General features: G+C 69.0%; 17 protein-coding genes and 1 pseudogene. 13 read left to right on the top strand and 5 right to left on the bottom strand.

Going from position 1 to position 20,265, the window contains the following annotated elements; translation table 11 throughout:
* The first annotated feature begins 16 nt into the window (after positions 1-16).
* Positions 17-301, top strand: a complete 285-nt coding sequence (locus tag C8D87_RS24325; protein ID WP_112228498.1) for a hypothetical protein — start codon at positions 17-19, stop codon at positions 299-301.
* Here C8D87_RS24325 and C8D87_RS24320 read toward each other — a convergent pair.
* Positions 258-1,310 carry a cytochrome P450 family protein gene (locus tag C8D87_RS24320; RefSeq protein ID WP_112228497.1) on the bottom strand — a complete coding sequence of 351 codons (1,053 nt, stop codon included), beginning with the start codon at positions 1,308-1,310 and terminating at the stop codon, positions 258-260. The genes C8D87_RS24325 and C8D87_RS24320 overlap by 44 nt on opposite strands.
* A gap of 84 nt (positions 1,311-1,394) precedes the next feature.
* Here C8D87_RS24320 and C8D87_RS48960 point away from each other — a divergent pair, with 84 nt between their 5' ends.
* From C8D87_RS48960 to C8D87_RS24300, 4 genes and pseudogenes are all read left to right on the top strand, one after another.
* On the top strand, positions 1,395-3,668 hold the full coding sequence (locus C8D87_RS48960) for a LuxR family transcriptional regulator (protein WP_112228496.1): 2,274 nt from the start codon (positions 1,395-1,397) through the stop codon (positions 3,666-3,668).
* A gap of 32 nt (positions 3,669-3,700) precedes the next feature.
* A pseudogene (locus C8D87_RS47900) lies at positions 3,701-3,877 on the top strand (exonuclease domain-containing protein); the annotation flags it as partial.
* Positions 3,878-4,354: 477 nt separating this feature from the next.
* On the top strand, positions 4,355-4,585 hold the full coding sequence (locus C8D87_RS47895; protein WP_233442284.1) for a BRCT domain-containing protein: 231 nt from the start codon (positions 4,355-4,357) through the stop codon (positions 4,583-4,585).
* Entirely contained in the window at positions 4,582-5,103 is a 522-nt protein-coding gene (locus C8D87_RS24300) for a hypothetical protein (RefSeq protein ID WP_112228495.1), read from the top strand. The genes C8D87_RS47895 and C8D87_RS24300 overlap by 4 nt, the downstream gene beginning before the upstream one ends.
* Here the strand turns inward: C8D87_RS24300 and C8D87_RS24295 are convergent.
* The 3 genes from C8D87_RS24295 to C8D87_RS24285 are packed head-to-tail and all read right to left on the bottom strand — an operon-like array spanning position 5,087 to position 11,359.
* Positions 5,087-8,884, bottom strand: coding sequence for a TIGR02680 family protein (locus tag C8D87_RS24295; protein ID WP_112228494.1), 3,798 nt, complete (start codon positions 8,882-8,884; stop codon positions 5,087-5,089). The two genes, C8D87_RS24300 and C8D87_RS24295, sit on opposite strands and share 17 nt — an antisense overlap.
* Complete coding sequence (locus tag C8D87_RS24290) at positions 8,877-9,962, bottom strand: TIGR02678 family protein (protein ID WP_112228493.1); 1,086 nt, start codon at positions 9,960-9,962, stop codon at positions 8,877-8,879. Before C8D87_RS24290 ends, C8D87_RS24295 begins: the two co-directional genes overlap by 8 nt.
* Positions 9,959-11,359, bottom strand: coding sequence for a TIGR02677 family protein (locus tag C8D87_RS24285; RefSeq protein WP_233442262.1), 1,401 nt, complete (start codon positions 11,357-11,359; stop codon positions 9,959-9,961). Before C8D87_RS24285 ends, C8D87_RS24290 begins: the two co-directional genes overlap by 4 nt.
* A gap of 141 nt (positions 11,360-11,500) precedes the next feature.
* On the opposite strand from C8D87_RS24285, the gene C8D87_RS24280 reads away from it, so the two are divergent.
* The 8 genes from C8D87_RS24280 (at position 11,501) to C8D87_RS24245 (ending at position 19,326) form a co-directional block, all read left to right on the top strand.
* Positions 11,501-11,689 (top strand): hypothetical protein, encoded by a 189-nt coding sequence (locus tag C8D87_RS24280; RefSeq protein ID WP_112228492.1) that lies wholly within the window; start codon positions 11,501-11,503, stop codon positions 11,687-11,689.
* Between the two features lie 31 nt (positions 11,690-11,720).
* Positions 11,721-11,918, top strand: coding sequence for a hypothetical protein (locus tag C8D87_RS24275; protein WP_112228491.1), 198 nt, complete (start codon positions 11,721-11,723; stop codon positions 11,916-11,918).
* An 84-nt stretch (positions 11,919-12,002) separates the two neighbouring features.
* Entirely contained in the window at positions 12,003-12,614 is a 612-nt protein-coding gene (locus tag C8D87_RS24270; protein ID WP_109642104.1) for a hypothetical protein, read from the top strand.
* A gap of 184 nt (positions 12,615-12,798) precedes the next feature.
* Complete coding sequence (locus C8D87_RS24265) at positions 12,799-14,049, top strand: purine-cytosine permease family protein (protein ID WP_233442261.1); 1,251 nt, start codon at positions 12,799-12,801, stop codon at positions 14,047-14,049.
* A 15-nt stretch (positions 14,050-14,064) separates the two neighbouring features.
* Complete coding sequence (locus C8D87_RS24260) at positions 14,065-15,636, top strand: hydantoinase/oxoprolinase family protein (RefSeq protein ID WP_112228690.1); 1,572 nt, start codon at positions 14,065-14,067, stop codon at positions 15,634-15,636.
* Complete coding sequence (locus C8D87_RS24255) at positions 15,629-16,684, top strand: DUF917 domain-containing protein (RefSeq protein WP_112228489.1); 1,056 nt, start codon at positions 15,629-15,631, stop codon at positions 16,682-16,684. Before C8D87_RS24260 ends, C8D87_RS24255 begins: the two co-directional genes overlap by 8 nt.
* A gap of 48 nt (positions 16,685-16,732) precedes the next feature.
* Positions 16,733-17,794 carry a DUF917 domain-containing protein gene (locus C8D87_RS24250; protein WP_112228488.1) on the top strand — a complete coding sequence of 354 codons (1,062 nt, stop codon included), beginning with the start codon at positions 16,733-16,735 and terminating at the stop codon, positions 17,792-17,794.
* Entirely contained in the window at positions 17,791-19,326 is a 1,536-nt protein-coding gene (locus tag C8D87_RS24245) for a helix-turn-helix domain-containing protein (RefSeq protein WP_112228487.1), read from the top strand. The genes C8D87_RS24250 and C8D87_RS24245 overlap by 4 nt, the downstream gene beginning before the upstream one ends.
* On the opposite strand, the gene C8D87_RS24240 is transcribed toward C8D87_RS24245, so the two are convergent.
* Complete coding sequence (locus tag C8D87_RS24240; protein WP_233442260.1) at positions 19,327-20,145, bottom strand: sensor histidine kinase; 819 nt, start codon at positions 20,143-20,145, stop codon at positions 19,327-19,329.
* Between the last annotated feature and the right edge of the window lie 120 nt (positions 20,146-20,265).

Below are 20,265 nucleotides of genomic sequence, written 5' to 3'. Positions count from 1 at the left end.
TCGTTATCTTGGAGGCATGCCCAGATTTGCCGAGTTCGATGTGGAAGGCCTGCGTAAATCCAGCGCCGTCGCGGACTTTCCCTGGTCAGAGACGTGGGTCACGTTGATCCGCGTCGATGCCAAGGGAGTTGTCCGGCAAGCCAAGTCGTTGACCGAGAAAGTTTCTTTGCTGACTGTTGCGTCAGAAAAGGATCTCGTCATCGCCTCCTGTCCGGAGATTTACGCGGTCGACGACCTGCCGGCTGCCAGAGCAGCCGTCAGGGCTTCGGTCGCACGCGAAATGACGCCAAGCCTCGGATGAATGCCTCCCGCCACTCGGGCTCAGCGGCGAGCGCGAGTTCCGGGAAACGCCGCAGAAGTGTTCCGAACGCGATCTCGCCCTCCATGCGAGCCAGCCGCGCTCCCACGCAGTAGTGGATCCCGTGCCCGAACGAGACGTGTGGGTCTCGGCCCAGCTGCAACGCGTCCGGATCCGGGTACCGGGTCCGATCCCGGTTCGCCGCCCCAAGTGAGACGGTGACCTGCGAGGACTGCGGAATCGTGACCCCTCCGATGACCACGTCGGACGTGGCGATCCGAGACACCCCCAGCGCCAGCGGGCCGTCGTGGCGCAGAAGCTCGTCGACGGCGTCCGGAATGAGGATCGGGTCGTCGATCAACCTCTGCTTCATGACGGGATCGCGCAGCAGCGCGAGCAGACCGTTGCCGATGAGCTGCACCGTCGTCTCGTGCCCGGCTGTGATGAGCAACACGAGGTTCTGCACGAGGTTCGGTTCGTCGCGGAGCTCGGTGATGACGTCGTCACCGGGCTCCTTGGCCTCCAGGAGGCGCTGCACGTACAGCGCGAACTTGCCGTAGGCCTCGACCATGGTGTCCGGGGCCATCAGCTCGGAGGTGAGCGTGCGGACCTCGCTTCTGTCACTTTCGGGCACACCCATCAGTTCACAGATGACCGTGATCGGCAGCGGATACGCGAAGGTGTCGATCACGTCGACCTCTTCTTCGGTCTCCCACGCGTCGAGCAGGTCGTTGGTGATCCGCTCGATGCGCGGCCGTAGCGCCTCCATACGCCGTGTGGAGAACGCGCGCGCGATGGGCTTGCGCAGCTGCGTGTGCTCCGGTGGGTCGGTGTGGTTCAGCATGCCGCCAGGGACGATGGCGCTGCTGAGGCCGGGGTGGCTCAGCGCCTGCACGACGTCGTCGTAGCGGCTGATCATCCACGTCTTCTGGCCGTCCGGAGAATCGATCAGCGCGGGCCCCTGCTCGCGCCACTGGTCGAAGTACGGGGTCGGATCTGCGAAGAAGCTCATGCGCTCATGGTGGTGTTTGCGCTGGTCGAAGGCCTGAGTAGGCGATCACCCATCTTCACCGCCCCGATCCCCTAGCCTGACGGCATGGGGTGGCCGTTCGTGGGGCGGGACGCCGAGCTCGCCGCGGTCCGGCGGGCGGTGCGGGGCGGCGGGATGATCGTGGCTGGACCTGCCGGTGTGGGCAAGACGCGGCTGTTGGACGAGGTGGCGTGCGACGTCCGGTTGCGCGCGACGTCCGCGATGTCGGCGATTCCGCTCGGCGTCATGGCACCCTTCTTGCCGTCGGTGGACCCCTCGCCGTTGGCGATGCTGACCGCCGCACGGACGGCTGTTGCCGGTCGCGTCGTCGTGGTCGATGACGTGCATCTGCTCGATGACGCATCAGCAGGCCTGCTGCACATGCTCGTGCAGCATCGCGAGGCCGTGGTGGTGGCGACACTGCGTTCGGGCGAGCTTGCGCCGGATCCCGTTGTGGCGCTGTGGAAGGATGAACTGCTGCCGCGCATCGAGCTCGAGCCGCTCGGGCGAAGTGCAGTGGTCGAAGTGCTGGAGACCGTGCTCGGTGGTCCGGTCGACAGCGCTACGGCCGACCGGTTGTGGACCGCGTCGGCCGGCAACATGTTGCTGCTGCGGGAGATGCACTTCGCGGCGCAGTGGACGTCGCACGGCGGTGTCTGGTCGTTGGACGGGCCGTTGCCGCTGTCGCCGCGGCTGGTGGAGCTGATCGAGGCGCACCTCGCCGCGGTGCCCGCCGACGAACGCCGGGTGCTGGAGCTGCTCGCTTTCGGTGAGCCGCTGGACCTGGGGGCTTCCGAGGCGTTGGACGGGCTTGTCACCGTTTCTGATGACGGTTTGAGGCTCGCGCATCCGTTGTACGGCGAGGTGTTGCGCGCGCAGTGTCCTCCTCTGCGCAAGCGCAACCATCAGCGCTATCTGGCTTCGGTGCTGGACGATCCGTTGCGCGTAGCCGTGTTGCGGCTGGACAGCGGTACGGCGGACGACCCGGCGGAGCTGCTGAGGGCCGGGCGTTTGGCCACTGCGACGGGTGGTGTGGCACTGGCGGAACGACTCGCACGCGCCGCATGGGCCGTCGGTGGTGGTGTGGAGGCCGGACGGTTGCTGGCCGAGGTGCTGATCTTCACCGATCGTGGTGAGGAGGCAGAAGAGGTCTTCGCGATGGTCGCGACCGATGACGACCCGATCGAGGTGCGCACGATGCGTGCCCTGAACCTCGGATGGGGCCTCGGACGCAGCGAGGAAGCGGCGGCGCTGCTCGAGGACCACGTCGCACAGTCGGTGCTGCTGTTCGACGCGGGTAAGTACGACGAGGTCCGTGCGCTGTTGTCGTACGACTCGCCGGACGAGGCCGCGATCCTCGCGTTGGCCGACGCGGTGCAGGGCCGCTACGTGGGGCCGTTCCCGGTCATTTCGCTCGATCCCAGCGTCGGGCTGGGGTTCGAGACGACGGTGTTCGCCGAAGTGTTCGTGTACTCCATGCACGGCGATCTGGCCAATGCGGAACGTCTTGCCGTACAAGCGCATCGGGAGAAGGCCGAGTGGGATTCCATGCGGACCCTCTGGACGGTGTCGCTGGCCGGCCTGGCACGCGCAGGTGGACGGCTCTTGGAGGCTCGGCGGTTGCTGCGCGAGGCACGGCCTGTCCGGCCGTTCGCGCAGTTGTGCGAACTCGCACACGTGGAGGCGTTGCTGGGCAATGACGCGCGCTCGGTGTTGGCCGAGGCGGAGAAGCTGGTGCCGAAGGGGCAGCGGCCCTACCGGTTCGGGCTGTGGCTCGCTCGCATCTGGGCGGGTGGCGCGTCACCGTTCGAGGCGGCGGCGGACGCTCGTGCGCACGGTGAGTTCGCTGTTGAGGCGCTGTTGTTGCACGAGGCTGTACGGCTGGGGCACGCGGCTGATGCTGTGGAACGGTTGGGGGAGCTTGCTTCTTCGAACACCGGCTTGCTCGAGCCGGTGTTCTTCGCGCACGCGGATGCGTTGGTGCGCAACGACTCCGACGCGTTGATGGAGGTCGCCGCGCGGTTCGAGGAGGGCGGCTACATGCTGCTCGCGGCGGAAGCGGCCGCGGAGTCGGGCAATCGCGCGTTGTTCGGACGTCTGATGCGCTTCTGCGAGGGCGCGCGCACTCCGGCGTTGGCGCTGATGACCGCGACACCGCTCACCCGTCGCGAGCGCGAAATCGCCGTGCTGGCCGCACGTGGCCTGACGAACAAGGAGATCGCCTCGTTGCTGGTGATCTCCGCGCGCACCGTGGACAACCACCTGTCGAACGCCTACGCGAAGCTCGGCATCGCCACCCGCGGCGAGCTCGCGTTAATCCTTTCGGATGACAACAGATAACAGAAAGCACGGGTCCGAACGACACCCCCGGCATGAGCAACGGCTATGCGGTCGTCGACGTGGAAACCACCGGACTCTCACCGGGCCACCACCATCGGGTGATCGAGGTCGCCGTGGTCCACGTGGACGTGCCCGGCCGCCGCACCGACGAGTGGTGCCCGCTGGTCAACCCGCGACGCGACCTGGGCGCCCAGCACGTGCACGGCATCAGCGCCGCGGAAGCCCGTCGCGCCCCCGACTTCGCGGGCATCGCCGGTGAGCTCGCCGCACGGCTCGACAGCCGGACGGAGCGCCGCGGCACCACGTCCACCCCGAGCAGCGACGCGACCAGCCGCAGATCGGCCTCCTCGTCGGCCGTCACCACCCCGTCCTCCCGAGCGGCCTCGCCCAGCGCGGTGAGGTACTCGCGGTGCAGGCCCAGAACCTCCAGCAGCCCCAGGCCGAGCGCACGAGCGACGTCGAGCAGGTCCTCCTGCTCCTCCACGGAGAGATGCCGATCGACCAACTCCCGGGGAGGCAGCAGCCGCACCAGCTTCGCCAGGAAGTGCTGCTCGGACGGGGCTGTGCACGATGAAGCTCGCGGGCCGGTACCTCGGCGCTTCGTTCCGTTCGCTCGCCGCGTGCTGCTCGCCGGCCGGCGTGCCGATGGGTACCGCCCACTCCGCACTGCACGGCTGGGGGACCTCGTGGTCTTGACCGGTGAGATGCGTGAGCCGCGCGAGGTGTGGGAGAGCCGGGCGTTGTCCGCCGGTCCGTCGGTGAAGGGCGGGGTCACCAAGAAGACGGCGCTGGTGATCGCGGCGGACCCGGATTCCTTGTCGGGCAAGGCGGACAAGGCTCGCAGCTACGGCATTCCGATCGTCTCCGAGGACCTGTTCGCGGGACTGCTCGGTGAGCTCACGGGAGGGCGCGCGTGAACGAAGTGGTACAGGTCGCCGAGCTGGTCCGGGAGCGCAACCGCATCGACGCCGCGCTGTCGGCGTGCATCCGGCGCCCCGCGCTCCCCGGCCACCTCGGCGACTGGATCGCGGCCCGGATCTTCGGGATCGAGCTGGAGCAGCAAACCACGGCCAAGGGCGTGGACGGCCGGTTCGCGGACGGCCGGACCGTGAACATCAGGTGGTACCTGAAGCGGGACAACCTGCTGGACCTGCGCGAGGACGGGCCGGACTGCTACCTCGTGCTGACCGGTCCGAAGGCGCCGGCGGAGAGCTCACCCGGCGCGGTGCGGCCGTTGGCCATCGACGCCGTGTACCTGTTCGACGCCGCGACCGTCGTGGCCGATCTTCGGGCGCGTGGACGCAAGATCGGTGTGGCGTCCAGCGTGCGCGGGCACGTGTGGGAGGCCGCGGAGGTCTATCCGCGGCACAACCCGGCCTTCGTCCTCACCCTGGAGCAGCGGGAGCTCCTGGCGTTGTTCAGTCATCGGCCTTGAGGCTGTGGCCGTCCCACGTGAAGCGGACCGTCGTCACCGCGTCGTCGCCATCGGTGCCCGTGGTGAGCTGGTGGATCGCGATGCCGGTCAGCTCCCGGTAGTCGCACCACTCGTGGTCCGACGTGAGCACGAGGTCGAGATCGAACGCGACCAGCAGCTCCAGCAACTGGCCGCGGTTCGTGGCGTCGACACCGACGAAGACCTCGTCCAGCAGGATCAGGCGAGGTGCGGTGGGCGTCGCCTGGTAGTGCGCGGCCGCCGCGGCGAACAACGGCAGGTGCAGCACGATGGCCTTTTCACCGCCGGACAACGCGCCGTGGACGCGTTTCGTGACAGGGACCCAGCCGTCGCCGCGGTCCACCTTCACGACGAACTGGTGCCACGTCGTGTAGTCCAGGACCTGGGCGAGTTGTTGTTCCCAGCCCGTTGCGGTGTCGTGTGCGCGGGCCTCTTCCACTCGCTCGCGGAAGAACTGGTGCAGCACAGCGCGTTCCTCGGCGTCGAGGTCTGAGCGCAGCAGCAGGTCGCGGGCCTCGCGGGTGCCGGGCGGCAGTTGGGGATCCACCTGCCAGACGAGCTGCACGCGGATGCCGGACGCGGTTTGGACGCGCTCCAAGCGTTGGTTCATCGTGTCGACGAGTTCGGCGGCGCCCTGGATGCGCTGGGCGATGTGCCTTCGGGTGTCGCCGGTGAGGGTTTGGTCGAAGAGGTCGCGTTCGGCGTCGGTGATGTGTGTGCGCATGCGGTCGCGTTCGGCCTGCAACGCAACCAGCAGCGCGTGTGCGCCCATGCGCGCGCCATCGAGGGTTGCGCTCAGGACAGCGACATCGTCGTCGGGTTCCAGTGACAGGTCGATGCGGCCCGCCAGTTGTTGTTGGGCCTGGTGCACGGCAAGACCCAGGCGGGTCTCGGCGTCGCGGATCAGCCGCGCGTCCACCGGGCCCTCTGGCAGGTCGCCGGCGTCGGCCGGCAGGTGGCCACTGGTGAGGTGGCGGTAGCGGGCCTCGGCCGCGTCCCGCACGGCCGCGGCTTCTGTGGCACGCGATGTGTCGACCTTGCGCTTCTCCTCCAACGTACCGAGGGTCCGCGCTAGAGAGGTCTGCTTGTCCTGCAACGTTTCGCGCTGCTCCGCCAGTTCGAGGGCCTTGGCGCGCAACGTGATGAGCTGCTGGTCGAGGGCATGGAACTCGGAGCCCGCGGAACGTTCGACGGTCTCCAGGGTGATGGCGACGTCGGCTGCCTCCTGCTGGCGGGCGGAGGCGGCTTCCTCGGCTTCGTCGGCCAGGGCGTTGCTCACCGACGACCGGTTCATCGCTTCGGCAGCAGCGGCTTCCGCGGCGAAGGCGTCGTGACGGTCGTCCAGCCAGCGGTGGCCCGCGGTGCGGAATGCGGCGACAGCGTGCGGGTTCACGGAGACCTCGCCGTTGACCATCCGCAGCGTCTCTGCCACGGCGGTCTCGGCCTCGGACACCTGGCGCGTCGCGGAAGCGACGGCGTCTTTCCTTGCCGCGCAACGCAACTGCGCCTTGGTGCGTTGTTCCTCCGCGATCTCGACCGAGTCGGTCGACGGCTGCCTGGCGAGCTCGCCGGCCAGGGTCGCGCGGCGGACGGCGATCTGCGACAGCGCCGCGTCGACACCGGCCAGGTCGGTGGCGAGCTGCTCGATCAGGCCGGTGAGCTCGGCGATCCGGCCCGCCCGAGCGCGTCGGCGGGAGTCGGCGCCGATGTAGGTGGGGAAGGGCTTGGTCCAGCTGCCGTGGACGTTGGCCAGGCGCCAGGTCCCGTCCGCGCCGATGGCCGCCGTGTGACCCGTGGCGGTTTCACCGAACGCGATGCCTTCCAAGAACCGATGGGCGCGGTCGTCGTCGGTGACCAGTACTTCGAGCAGTGTGGTGCCGGGAGCGGGTGCCGCCAGCAGTGGTTCGGCGAAGCGGTCCTGGTCGGAGAGCCCGAACGAGTTGCCCGGCGTGAGCCACGCGTCCAGCAGTCCCGAGGCTTCCAGGGCGGCTTCGACGGCGGCGCACACGTCGGGTGGCGTGCCGGGACGGAAGTTCACCAGGCGCCACAGAGGAGCACCCACGGCAGAAGAGCGGTACGCGGCGTCGCGGGTGTACGGCGCGGGCGGTGGTACGTCGACCTGATTGGCGAGCTTCTCGCGGATGGCGTTGTACTGCGCGAGTTGGCCGTTCAACGCCGTGCGCGTTTCGTGCAGCCGTGCCTCGATCGCGCTGAACTCCTCGCGCGCGAGGGCAGCGGCTTCGGAGACCTCGCCGTGCTCGGATACGCGCAGCTCGGAGCAGCCGTGCGCCCACGTCTCGAAGTCGGCCCCGAACTTCGCAAACGCTTGCTCGAACGCCTGCTGCGCCGCCGCTTCGGCATCCGTGGCCAGTTCGAGCTCTTCGTGCGTTTCGTCGAGCCGTTGGCGTGCGGCGTCCCGTGCGTCGATGGCCCTCTCGTGAACGGCAACGGCACGCATGATCGCGCTGATCTCGGCGGAACGGGCGTCCACGGCGTCGCTGAGCAGCTGCCGGCTCGCCCGCGCGCCTGTTTTTGTGTCTACAGTGGTCGCGTCGATCTCCTCGAACACCGACGACATACCCGCGCGCTCGGCGGCTTCCCGGGCTTCGAGAGCCGAATGCCGCACGTCGTCAGCGCGTGCCGCCGCGTCCGACTTGGCCTGAGCGGCGTGTTCCTCGTCCGCAACGGCACGCGCACGCAGTTTCGCGGCGTGTGCAGCCGCTTCGGCGGCACGTTGGACCGCGGCGGAATGCTGTTGCCGCAACAGGTCGAGCTGCTTGCCCTCCTGGTAGGCGGGCAGGTCGGAGATGCCGGCGATCTCCGCGTCGACCGCGTTCGCCTCACGCCCCAACGCCGCCAGTTGCTCGAAGGCCTCGTCGGCCAGGGTGACCTGCCGCTGATAACGCCGTTCGCTCATCCGCGCGGCGCGTGTCAGGTCTTCGAGTCGCTCAGAAGAAGACGACAACGCGTGTGCTGCCGCGCCCAGCACGCGTTGCGCGTAGGTGCGCTGGATCTCCGCGAGACGCTCGGCGGTGATGATCTCCTCGTCGAGCCTGCGCAGCTCCTCGCGCTGGCGGTCGAGCCGTTCGAAACCCTCGGCGATCTCGGTGAGATCCGACTGGTCCAGCGGCGGAAGTGCCCTGGACAGCAATGAGGACAGCACGCTCGGGTCGAGCCGCTCGGACAGCTTCGGTGTCCGCAGCTGCAGCAGCGCGGTGATCAGCGAGTCGTACCGTTGCTCGGTGACGCCGGGGAACAACGTCGTCCGCACCGTGTGCCGGTAGTCGGCCGGTGAGGCGTGCACAACGCCGTGCTCGCCAATCGCCGCAACGAGATCCGTCTTGGTCAACGGCCGCCCGGCCTCGTTCACCAGCGCCAGGTCGCCGACGCGCAAGGACGTCGTGAAGTACGTGGCGGTGACGTTGGACGTGTTCGTGGTCGCCTGCAACCGCGCGCCGCACGTGAACCACTCGTCGCCGTGCTGGAACTCCAGCCACACGTAGCCGACGCGGGTGCTGCCCTGGTTGCCCTCGCCCATGAGGTTCCAGTGCATGGTGCGGTCCGCGCTGCCGAACGTCGACAGCCGGTGCGGGCGCAGGTTCGCGTCGAAGAGGTACGGCAGCAGCAGCTCGAGCGCCTTCGACTTGCCCGTGCCGTTGGGCCCCCTGAGCAGCAGTCTGCCCTGGTGGAAGGTGAAGATCTCGTCGTAGTAGCGCCAGACGTTGATGATCCCGGCGCGACTGGGTTGCCACCGGTCAGTCATGCAGCTCCTCCACCGCGTACCTGGCCGCCGCGGGCAGCCGCCGAACGGTGCCGTTCTCGTTGCGCGCCAGCCCGAACGCCTCCAGCAACGCGACCCCGTCCGCCGCGAGCCTGCCCGCGCCACCGTCCGACTGGTAGGCCTTGGCCCAGTTGCGGAACTTCGTGAGCAGCTCGCGTGCTTCTTCGACCAGGTCGTCGAACCGTGCGGGACCTCGTGCCAACCGGTCGAGCAACAACAACGCGGCGACCTTCGCGTGGCTGTCGTCGTCCGGAAACCTCGTGTCCGTGGCGACCGCGTCGGCGTCAACCACGAGAAAACCCTCGGCACGTTCCTCCAACGTGCACCCGGCGAGCCCGATACCCGTCTGGACGATCTTGCGCCCGGTGGGTGAGCTGAGGAACGCGAGCTGACCTGCGGTCAGATCTTCCTTGTACACCACGGGATCGTCGATCAGTCTGCGCATGGTGGAGTGCCGCTGCCACAGGCTGCGATGAGCGTTTTCGTACCGGTTCTCGTGCGTGAGGTCCTCGACTCTGTCCACAATGGACGGCGAGACCGGCGCCGCGAGCAGCCGCGTGATGATCACCGGATCCGCGCGGAGGTGCGTCTCGTTGATCTCGACGGCCCCGAGTTGCCCGAGGAAGTCCAGCACGTCGTCGAACGCGGACCGATCGGCGCGCCTGTCCGGGTCGAAGGACGGCAGCTCTTCGAGCTTGACGGCTTGTTTCACCTTGTCTGCCAACGCTTCGGTTGTCGTGGTGGGTGCGCTCAGCAGCTCCGCGCACGTCAGGCACAGGAGCATGTACCGCCGCCGGTCGAAGTTCGGCGCAGGACGCGTGCGATCGGGCCGCTGTGTCGTCTTGAACAGCCGCGCATAGCCGGCGCGTGGCTCAACGTGCACACGCCAGCCGCAGTAGTAGTCGAACCACTTCACGATCGGCTCGCGGCGCCTTCTGATGAGGTCGAACCCGTCCGGATCCTGCACGGCGGCCAGCAACGGACGAGCGAGCAGCAGCCGGACACCGCGTGCCACCTCCTCGCTCTCCAGCCGGGCGAGCTGGTTCCCCGTCCTGCTCATCGGCTCTGCACGTCGATCACGTAGTCGGGCCCGCTCAACGTGCCCTTCTGGGTGGTGATGGTGGCCCAGCCACGAGCGTTGCGCAGGTTGATCTGCATCCGCCCGTCGGTCGTGCCGGCCGTCCGCGTGCCGGTGCTGTCCGGATCGCTGCCGAGCGCCCGCCCGACCAGGTCGATGAGCCGGTGGAAGGTGTCGTGGTCGAGGTTGGTCAGGGTGGAGATCCGGATCGGCCCGTCGGTCTGGATCTGGCGCCACGCGTGCTCGAGCTCCGCGCGTTCCTTCTCCGCTTGCCGGCGGCGGTTGCGGCGGACCTCGTCGACGTTGCGAATCTTGCCGGTGCTGCCGATGTGCTCCTGCTTGCCGGTCGTCCGCAGCTGCGGCGACAGCTTCACCGGAGGCGTGTTGTGCCACGGCTCGGCGCTGGGGATCAGCTCACCGTCGGCGTGCGCGAGGTGGGCGTGCCGCGCGGACCACAGCCCGAACGCGGCGTTGAACAGCTCGTGCGCCTCATCCTCGGTGGTGGTTCTGGCGAACCACCTGGCCAGCGCCTTGAAGTCGGCCGCGGTGTTGGTCGGGCGCTTCCGCTGCTCACTGATCCGGTCGAGGACGCGGAGGAGCTGCACGATCGCCTTCCGCGCCACGTCCTGCAGCTCGTCGGCCTTCGAAGGTGTGTGGTGGAACCAGGCTTTGAGGCTGTCCCAGGCTTTCGCCCGGTTCTGCAGCCAGTTGTCGTCCTGGTACAGGTCGGCGCCGTTTCGCGCGTTTTCGTGCAGTTTGACGGGATCGAGGTTGTCGATCTTCTCGCGGATCTGCTGCTTGCGCGCGTCCAGGTCGGCGATGAATTCGCGCAGGTAGGTGATCGTGGTGCGCTTGACGTCCTGGAACGTGGCGAGGTCGTGGTCGTCCTTCAAGAGCCGCTGCAGCTCGCTGTTGAACCTCGTGGTGCCCGTCTGCAGCGCTTTCACGTGGCCTTCCAGTTCCTGCAGCGCCGTGAAGGTGCGGCGGTCGTCCATCGGCTTGCTCAGCTCGTCGAGCCGGTCCGCGATCGCGTCGAGCACGGCGGTCTGCAGCGCGCCGCTGCTGGTCAGGGTCTCGAGGGCGTGCTGGATGCCGGCGTACGCGGCTTCGCCGTGTTTCGTCAGCCCGTACCGGTGCTGAGCGGTTTCGATCAGGCCCCACTGCCGTAGAGCTGCGAGGGACTTGGTCAGGTCTTCGTCCGTCACCTGCTCGGACCAGCCGACGTCCCTCAGTCGTAGCTGCACGTCGTCGAGGGTCAGTGACGTCTCCAGGCGCTCGTTCGCCACGCCGAATGCGCGCAGCACTGCGGTGTGCAGCTCCGCGTGCTCGGCTGTGGTGAAGCGGAACAGGTCCGCGGGCACCCGTGGAAACGTGGTCACCTGGCCCACCGTACTTCCTTCGGGTGACGCAGTGCGCGGCCATCAGGCCGACAGCACCGGAGCGCCGGGATGTGAGCGGCTCGCGATCATGCAGCACGTGCGCCGCCGCCGAACCGTCGCTCGCTTTGGTATCCACTGTGGATGAACTTCGCGGGTTTCGCGCTGCCCGAGAGCAAGTACACGGCAGGACTGTTCAAGCTCACCGACAACCTGGTCCGCGCCATCGCACAACGGTCACCGCAACTGACAGCCGTCTACCCGTGGCTGCCGCGCTGCGAGGAATGGCTGCGAACGCACCGGATCCCGGACGCGAGGTGCTCGCGCTGGTAGCCGCTCTCGGCGCCGGAAACCCGCGGTAACAGTGTTCGCTTCGGAACGGGCATGGCCGGAGGACTGGCCGCCGCACTGGCAACGGTTTCGGGGTGCGGAGCTGGCGGTGGTGCTCGACGCGCTCGCCTCGCCGGTGACTCTGGTGGTCACCGGGCAGGGCGGGGTGCGGTTCGAGATTCCTGGCGAGTTGCACGTCGACGGGCTGCGTGCGGTGACCTCGATGGGGTGATCCGCGTGGTGGCGTGGATCAAGGACGGGGTTGTGTTGCGCCGATCGGGCTAACCTGCCGCGCGTGCGGACGAGGCTGACCCCCATGCAGCAGGCGGTGGTGGATGCCGGGCGGCCGTTGCCGCAGCTGACGGATCCGCTTGAGGTCGAGTTGCAGGTCAGTGCGTTTGTGGGGCCCTTTGCCGACAACGAGGAGTTGTGGGAGGTGGTCGTCCACCACCTCAGGGGGGTGCCCAGCCGGCGTAGTGCGGCTCTGTTGACGGCGTTGGGGCATTTGTTGCCTGGTAGGCCTGGGCGGTGGGCCGAGGAGGCGGCGTTGGAGCAGGGGGCGCCGCCTTGGGACATGGGGGCGCTGCGCTTTGGGGAGTGCTGGATCGGTGACCGGTCGATCGACGCCGGATATCTGGCGTTGTTGTGCAGTTATGCGTATGGGGATGAGCCGCACGCGATGGTTTTCATGATCGACGAAATCAGCGGGGGGCTTACTCGGCACGCGTTCCTCAGTCGGCAGGTGGACGAGGCGCTGGAGCGGCTCAAGGGGCAGGTTCGGCTGGAGTCGATCACGGCTGAGGCGGCGCATTGGCTGCTCAGCCGCAGTTACGACCGGTTTGAGCGGCGGCCCGGGCTCGGGGTTGGGCTGGATGTGCACCACACTCGGCTGGTGGCTCGGAGGCGGATCAAACTGGCCATGAATTGAGCGGCCTGTGCGAATCGCAAGGTGTTGATTCGCCCGACTGTGCACATTGTCTGTAGCCCGATCGTGACTCGGCCATTACTGTCCGAGTTGTCGATCACAGGGCGGAGGGACGATCGTGGCCGCTCTTCTCGGGCGTGATGATCAGGCCCTCAGCCGTGTCCCTGACCAGGCGCGGCACCCTTGGTTGTCAGTCGCGACCCAGCGCTTCGGGCAGACGACCGCGCTGAGCCAGTTGCTGCTGGGCGCGACGCTCGGCTTCGGCATGACGTTCTGGGACGCGTTTCTGGCGCTCACGATCGGGGCGGTGCTGCTCAACGTCATCGCGGTGGCGGTGGGCGTGATCGGGCAGCGGGAAGGGTTGTCGACGGCGATCCTCACGCGCTGGACCGGGTTCGGGCACGCGGGAAGTGCGATGCTCGGGCTCATCATCGCGTTGTCCTGCACCGGGTGGTTCGGGGTGCAGACCGGGCTCGCGGGGGCGGCGCTCGCTGACGTCAGCGGGGTGTTGCCGACACCGGTGTGGTCGCTCGTCTTCGGCATCGTCGTCACGGTCATCGCCGCCTATGGGGTGCGGTGGATGGCGTGGACCGCGTACGTGGCGGTGCCGGCGTTTCTGTTGCTTCTCCTGTGGCTTGTGCTGACGAACGTCAACGACATCGGGGCCACCCTCAGCAGCCCGGCGCCAGGGCCGTCCATCGGCATGATGACCGCGGTGACGCTGGTGACCGGCAGCTTCATCGTCGGTGCGGCCATCGCGCCGGACATGACTCGCTTCAACCGCAACGAGTGGGACGTCGTCAAGCAGACGGTTGTGGGCATCACGGCCGGTGAGTGGGTCATCAGCTTGGCCGGTGTGGTCATCGCGCACGGGCTCGGCACCACCGACATCATGGGCGTCATCAGCTCGTCCAGCGGGTGGATCGGGGCGCTGGTGGTCGTCACCGCCGTGCTGAAGATCAACGACTGGAACCTGTACTCGGCCTCTCTCGGGCTCGTGAACTTCTTCGACGCCGTGTTCGCGGTGCGGATCAGCAGGGCCCAGGTGACCGTCATGGTCGGGTTCGCCGGGAGCTTTCTCGCCGCGACGGGCATCGTGCACCAGTTCAGCCACTTCCTGGTGTTGCTCGGGGTGGTGTTCCCGCCCGTCACCGGGATCATGCTCGCCGAGTACTACGTCGTGCGGCGGTGGCGGAACGAGATCATCTCCACGCGGCCGCTCGTGCCCAGGTCAGCGCCCTCGTGGGTGCCGGCCACCGTGGTCATCTGGCCGGCCGCCGCAGTGCTCGGCGAGCTGTCGCCGTTCGGGCAGTCCAGTGTGAACTCGCTCGTGCTCGCGTTCGCCCTCTACGTCTCAGCCGGCAGGCTCGACCTGTTGCGGATGAGGACGCGGCGGGCCACCAACCGTAAGGTTGTCGGGGAAGCGTCGGCCGCCTGAGGGGTGGTTTCGTTCATGCACATCGGTATCGACGTCGGCGGCACGAACACCGATGCCGTCCTCGTCGAGGGACGGAGTGTGCTCGCCGAGTGCAAGACCACGACGACGGCCGACGTGACGACCGGGATCATCAAGGCCGTCAGCGGGCTTCAGGCCGGGCACTCCTTCGATCCGGTCGCCATCAGCGCGGTCATGATCGGCACGACGCACTTCGTCAACGCCGTCGTCGAGGGCAGGGGACTGGCTCAGACGGCGGCCGTGCGGCTCGGACTTCCCGCCACCAAAGCACTTCCGCCGTTCGTCGACTGGCCGCAGCGGCTGCGTCAGGTCATCGGCGGGCACTCCTACCTCTGCCACGGCGGCCACGAGTACGACGGACGGGTCATCTCGCCGCTCGACGAGGACGAGCTGCGCGGCGTGGCCAGGGACATCGCGGCGAGGGGCGTGCGGTCGGTCGCCATCTCCTCGGTGTTCTCGTTGGTCAACGGCGACTTCGAGCGCCAGGCGGCGGAGATCCTGACGGCAGAGGTGCCGGACCTGTTCGTCAGCTTCTCGCACGAGATCGGGCGGCTCGGCCTGCTGGAGCGGGAGAACGCCACGATCATCAACGCCGCGCTGCGCGAGCTCGCCGAGCAGATCGCCGACGGGCTCACGGATTCGCTGACGGCACATGGCATCGCGGCTCCGCTGTACCTGAGCCAGAACGACGGCACGCTGATGGACCTGGAGTACGCGCGCTGCTACCCGGTCGCCACGTTCTCCTCCGGACCGACGAACTCCATGCGCGGCGGGGCTTTCCTGTCCGGACTGGACGACTGCGCGGTGATCGACGTCGGCGGCACGACGACCGACGTCGGCATGCTCACCAACGGTTTCCCGCGCGAGGCGTCGTCCGAGGTCCTGATCAGCGGGGTGCGCACGAACTTCCGCATGCCCGACGTGCTGTCGGTCGGCCTCGGCGGTGGCAGCGTCGTGCGCGAGACGCCCAACGGTCTCGAGGTCGGGCCGGACAGCGTCGGGTTCCGGTTGGGCGAGCAGGCTTTGGTGTTCGGCGGCGACACGCTCACCGCCACGGACATCGCGGTCGCGGCGGGCCTCGCCGACATCGGAGACGCGGCGCTCGTCAAGAACCTCGACCGCACGCTGGTCAGCTCGGTGCTCGACCACGTCTGCGACCAGATCGCCACCCACGTCGACCGCATGCGGACGTGCCCGGCGCCGTTGCCCGTCGTGCTGGTCGGTGGTGGCAGCGTGCTGGTGCCGGACGAGATCGAGGGCGTCAAGGACATGATCCGGCCGGAGCACCACGCGTTCGCCAACGCCATCGGCGCCGCGATCGCGCAGGTCGGCGGTGAGGTCGACCGGGTCTTCACGATCGAACAGAACCGGCGTGACGAGGTGCTCGACGCCGCACGTCAGGAGGCGGTGGACAAGGCTGTCGCGGCGGGCGCGAAGGCCGGCAGCGTGCGGATCGTCGAGGTCGAGGAGATCCCGCTGGCGTACCTGCCGGGCAACGCGAGCCGGGTGCGGGCGAGAGCCGTGGGCGACCTGGTGCTGGAGGAGGCCCCGAGGAGGGGCCGTGCGTGAGATCGGCGCCGAGGAGCTGAGGCACATCGCCCGCGGCGCAGCGATTCTCGGCGCGGGCGGCGGTGGTGACCCGTACATCGGCAGGCTCGTCGCGGAGCAGGCCGTGCTGGAGTGCGGGCCGGTGCTCGTCGCCGAGTTGCGCGAGGTACCGGACGACGCGCTGGTCGCGGGCATCGGCATGATCGGCGCACCGACGGTGATGATCGAGAAGCTGCCCGCCGGTGAGGAAGCGGTCACGGCTTTCCTCATGCTGCAACGGGAACTCGGCCGCCCGATCACGCACGTGCTGCCGATCGAGGTCGGCGGGATGAACTCGCTCGCGCCGTTCCCCGTGGCCGCGTCGCTCGGCCTGCCGGTGCTCGATGCGGACTGCATGGGGCGCGCGTTCCCGATGGTGCAGATGGTCGTGTGCACTTTGGACGGTGTGCTGGCCAAGCCGCTGGTGGTCGCCGACGAGAAGGACAACGCGATCGTCGTCGACGTCAGCGACAACCACTGGGCGGAACGGCTCGCGCGCTCGGCCACGATCCGCATGGGCTGCACCGCGTTGCTGAGCAGCTTTCCCATGTCCGGCAGGCAGGCCCGCGACATCACGATCCCCGGCACGCTCACGCTGGCGTCGCGGCTCGGGCGGCTGGTGGAGGAGGCCCGCCGGGAGCGCGTGGAACCGTGCCAGGCCATCGCGTCGTTCCTCGGCGGCCGGGTGTTGCTCGCGGGCAAGGTCGTCGACGTCATGCGCGCGAGGGATCCCGGGTTCGCCAAGGGTGAGGCGCGGCTGGTGGGAGACGGGACGAGCTGCCTGCTCGCGTTCCAGAACGAGCACCTCGTCGCGTCGCGTGACGGCGAGATCGTCGCCTCCGTGCCGGACCTGATCTGCGTGCTGGACGTCGAAGGTGAACCCGTGCCGGCCGAGCGGTTGCGGTACGGGCAGCGGATCACGGTCGTCGGCGCGCCGTGCCACCCGCGCTGGCGCACGCCGGAGGGCCTCGCCCTGGTCGGGCCGTCGGCGTTCGGCTATTCGCACGAGTACGTGCCGATCGGCGTGTAGCAGGCCGATCCTTCTCGCCCGGCCGGTCCCGGCACTACTGTCTCGCGCATGCACCTGCTCCAGCCCGACGAGGTCGACCAGCTCGCCCTGGGTGTGGTCGTGCTCGGCAGCGGCGGTGGAGGTGGCGAGCACGAGACCCACGCCTTCGCGGCCATGCTCCGGCACGAAATGCGACAAAGTGGTCCAGTTACGGTGCTTTCGCCAGAAGAGGCCGACCCGGACGGACACGGCGCGCGGGTCGGGCTGATCGGCGCGCCGACCGTGATGATCGAGAAGCTGCCGTCCGGCCAGGAGGCGGAGGAAGCGCTGAAGGCGTTGCAGGCGCACGACTCCACCCCTGTGACCGCTGTCATCGGGTGGGAGGTCGGCGGGTGCAACGGGCTGCTGCCGCTGATCCTCGCGGCACGGCTCGGGCTGCCGTACGTCGACGTGGACGGGATGGGGAGAGCGTTCCCACGCGTCGACCAGACGACCTACGACGCGGCCGGGCTGCCCACCACCCCGCTGGCCATCACCGAACCAGGCGGAAACCGTGCGGTCCTCGACGCGACGGCCATCGAGAAGCTCGCCCGCACGGTGATGGTCGACTTCGGCGGCTGGGCGATGATGGTCGCGAAGCCGTTGAAACTCGCGGACGCCCTCAAAGCAGGCATTCCGGGCTCGCTCTCGCGGGCGCTGGAGCTGGGTGAGATCTGGTCCCAGCGCACGGTCCCGGTCGACGAACGGGCGAAGGCCTCCGGTGGCTTCCGCGTGACGCGGGGGAAAGTCGCCGAAGTCTGGCGGGAGTCCGTTGGGGACTTTCCTCGCGGAACGGTGGCGCTGCGGCGGCTGGACACCGACGATGCGTACGTGCGGCTGGAGATGCAGGGGGAGTACCTCGTCGCGCTCGCGGACGGCGAGCCGCTCGTGACGACGCCCGATCTGCTGTGCTGCTTCGACGCCGAGTCCGGCAAGCCCGTGTCGACGGAGCGGCTGACGTACGGCGCCGTCGTGGATGTGGTAGCGCTCCCATCGCCCGCTCAGTGGGTGCGCCAGGAGATGCTCGGCCGCGTCGACCCGCGTGCGTTCGGCTACGACCTCGACTACGTGCCGTTCCGGGACGTTCCGTGATCGACGACGCCGACTCGCTGACCGTGCGCGATGTGCTGGAGATCGGCGTGCTCGGCGACGCGTGCCTGCTGGCGGGCGAGCGCGGCGTCGACACCGAGATCGCCGACGTGCGGCTGGCGGCGGACATGACGGCCGTCGAGGCGTGCTCGGCGGGCGACCTGGTGATCCTGACCGGGTACCAGCCGTACCTCGTCGAGGTGGCGCTGCGCCGGGCCTACAGCGCCGACGTGCGGGCCGTCGTGCTCGTGCGCTCGTCGACCGGCTCCTACCAGTCTCCCTCCACCGCGACGATCTCCTTCGCCAACCGGCTGGGCGTGCCGCTGCTGCTGACCAAGGCCGACGACCCGCTGCTGGTCGCCGACTCGGTGCGCACGGCCGTGCGCCGTCCAGAGGTGGCCGCGGCTCGGCTGCTCAACGCCGTCACCGCGCGCCTGGGCCGCAGCAAGCCGGATCCGCGCTCGGTGATCACGATCCTGTCCGGTGAGCTGCACGTGACGTGCGCCGTGATGAGCGCCGACGGCACGGCGATCGAGGGCGTCTCCCCGCCGGGCCTGCCGCGGGACCTGCTGGCCGGCTCCGTCGCCACGACCGTCGAGATGCCGGAGGGCGTCGCGGTGGCCGTGCCGGTGGAGACGGACCGGACCGGCCACGTCCACCTGTGGCTGGTCGCGCACACCCGCGGCCGCAACAAGCGCTGGGCCGAGACCGTCCAGCAGATCAGCCAGGTCGCTTCCTGGGCGCTGGGCAACTGGGTGGCCGCCGAACGCCTCGAGACCGAACGCCGTGCCCGTTCCCGCGGCTCGCTGCTGGCCGAGCTGCTCGCCGCGGGTGACGACGTGCCGCCGCAACTGGTGCAGCAGGCCGTTCTCGCGGGATGGCGCCTTGACGGCTGGCACACGGGCGTCTACGCGATGCCGAACCCGCCGTCACCGAACTGCTTCGACGCCGCCCACACCGAACGCCTGCGCGTCGAGCTGTCCCGGCGCGGCCTGCACGGGCAGCTCGTCGAAGGCGCGGAGGGCTGGTCGTTCTGGCTCACCAACGACGCGGAGCCGCCGCAGTCGCAGCACCGTGAGCTGACGGCGAGGCTCGCCCAGGCGCTGGGTCCCGGCAACCTCGTCGCCGGCGTCGGCCGTCCGCATCCCGGCTCTTCCGGTGTCGGCAGGACGCTGGCAGAGGCGCGCGAGGCGGCGGCGATGACCGGGTCCGCGAAGGTCGTGCACATCGACGAGCTCGGCGTGCGGCGGCTGCTGTCGATGGCCGCGGAGACGCCGGCGCTGGTGGAGCAGGCGACCCGGCTTTTGGAGCCGCTCGCCGGAGTGGAGGACGGGCAGCTGCTGCGGACGCTCGCCGTGTACCTGGACGAGGAGTCGGTGACGTCCTCGGCGGCCGTGCGGCTCAAGGTGCACCGGAACACGGTGGCGCAGCGGATCAACCGGGCGGAACAGCTCCTCGGCGTCAGTCTGCTGAACCCGGACGAGCGACTGGCCGTTCATCTCGCCTGCCGAGCCGTGCGCGCGTCCGACGAGTGATCACGTCGGCACGAACGCCGGCAGGACCGCGTCCACCTGGAAGCCGCCGTCGTCCGTCGGCCCCGCGGTGAGGGTGCCGCCGACCATCTCCACGCGACCGCGCAGACCCAGCAGACCGGAACCGGAGCGCGGCAGCGCTGTGTCCGGTGTGGACGACGGGGCGGTGTTGCGGATGACGGCACGGACGGTGCTCGGTCCACAGTGGATGGTGATCTCGGTGTGCGCGCCGGGCGCGTGCTTGTGCACGTTGGTCAGCGACTCCTGCACCACCCGGTACATCGTGCGGCGCACGGCGGGGGAGACGATGTCGGCGTCACCGTGCTCGGTCAGGGTGACCTCGAGGCCGGTGGCGGCGGAGTCGGCCACCAGGTTGGCCAGGCGGTCGGGCAGCACGTCGGGGATGCGGGCGGTGCGGCCGGAGCGGAGCACACCGACCATGTCGCGCATTTCCGCCAACGCCTGACGGCCCGCGGTGCGGAGCTCTTCCGCGGCCCCGCGCGCGTTCTCGTCCTTGGCCGCCACTCGCAACGCACCGGCGTGCAGCACCATCAGGTTCAGGCGGTGCGTTACGACGTCGTGCAGCTCGGCGGCGAGCCTCGTGCGCTCGTCGGCGCGGGCCTGTTCGGCCGCGAGCTCGCGTTCGCGTTCGGCGAGGGCTCGCGTCAGCCTGCGCCGGGTCGCCAGGTGGAGGCCGGCCAGTCCGGCGACCGCGAGCAGGCACAGACCGAGGAAAGCGATTACCACCTCGGGCGGGGTGAAGCCGCGCCAGACCTCTGGTGCTGCCGCGAGCACCAGAGCGAGGTCTTCTGCCCGCTTCACGTGGGTGACGATACTGCCGGGTAGGTGCCGCAGATCACCTACTGGAGCAGGGCGTGGTCCCTACTTTCGCAGGTGGCGTTCCGCCGCTTTTCCGCCTGCCGGACACGTGCGTCCGCTGGG

It is taken from the genome of Lentzea atacamensis, assembly GCF_003269295.1.
Taxonomy (GTDB): Bacteria; Actinomycetota; Actinomycetes; order Mycobacteriales; family Pseudonocardiaceae; genus Lentzea; species Lentzea atacamensis.
The sequence above is the reverse complement of the archived record's forward strand: the minus strand, read 5'-3'. Positions and strand labels throughout refer to the sequence as shown.

What these genes read in the sequence shown, in the direction of transcription:
- C8D87_RS24295 (WP_112228494.1), bottom strand. Translation starts at nt 8,884, where the DNA reads ATGACTGACCGGTGGCAACCCAGTCGCGCCGGGATCATCAACGTCTGG.
- C8D87_RS24260 (WP_112228690.1), top strand. Translation starts at nt 14,065, where the DNA reads ATGCACATCGGTATCGACGTCGGCGGCACGAACACCGATGCCGTCCTC.
- C8D87_RS24280 (WP_112228492.1), top strand. Translation starts at nt 11,501, where the DNA reads ATGAACTTCGCGGGTTTCGCGCTGCCCGAGAGCAAGTACACGGCAGGA.
- C8D87_RS24290 (WP_112228493.1), bottom strand. Translation starts at nt 9,962, where the DNA reads ATGAGCAGGACGGGGAACCAGCTCGCCCGGCTGGAGAGCGAGGAGGTG.
- C8D87_RS24250 (WP_112228488.1), top strand. Translation starts at nt 16,733, where the DNA reads ATGCACCTGCTCCAGCCCGACGAGGTCGACCAGCTCGCCCTGGGTGTG.
- C8D87_RS24270 (WP_109642104.1), top strand. Translation starts at nt 12,003, where the DNA reads ATGCAGCAGGCGGTGGTGGATGCCGGGCGGCCGTTGCCGCAGCTGACG.
- C8D87_RS24320 (WP_112228497.1), bottom strand. Translation starts at nt 1,310, where the DNA reads ATGAGCTTCTTCGCAGATCCGACCCCGTACTTCGACCAGTGGCGCGAG.
- C8D87_RS24325 (WP_112228498.1), top strand. Translation starts at nt 17, where the DNA reads ATGCCCAGATTTGCCGAGTTCGATGTGGAAGGCCTGCGTAAATCCAGC.
- C8D87_RS48960 (WP_112228496.1), top strand. Translation starts at nt 1,395, where the DNA reads ATGGGGTGGCCGTTCGTGGGGCGGGACGCCGAGCTCGCCGCGGTCCGG.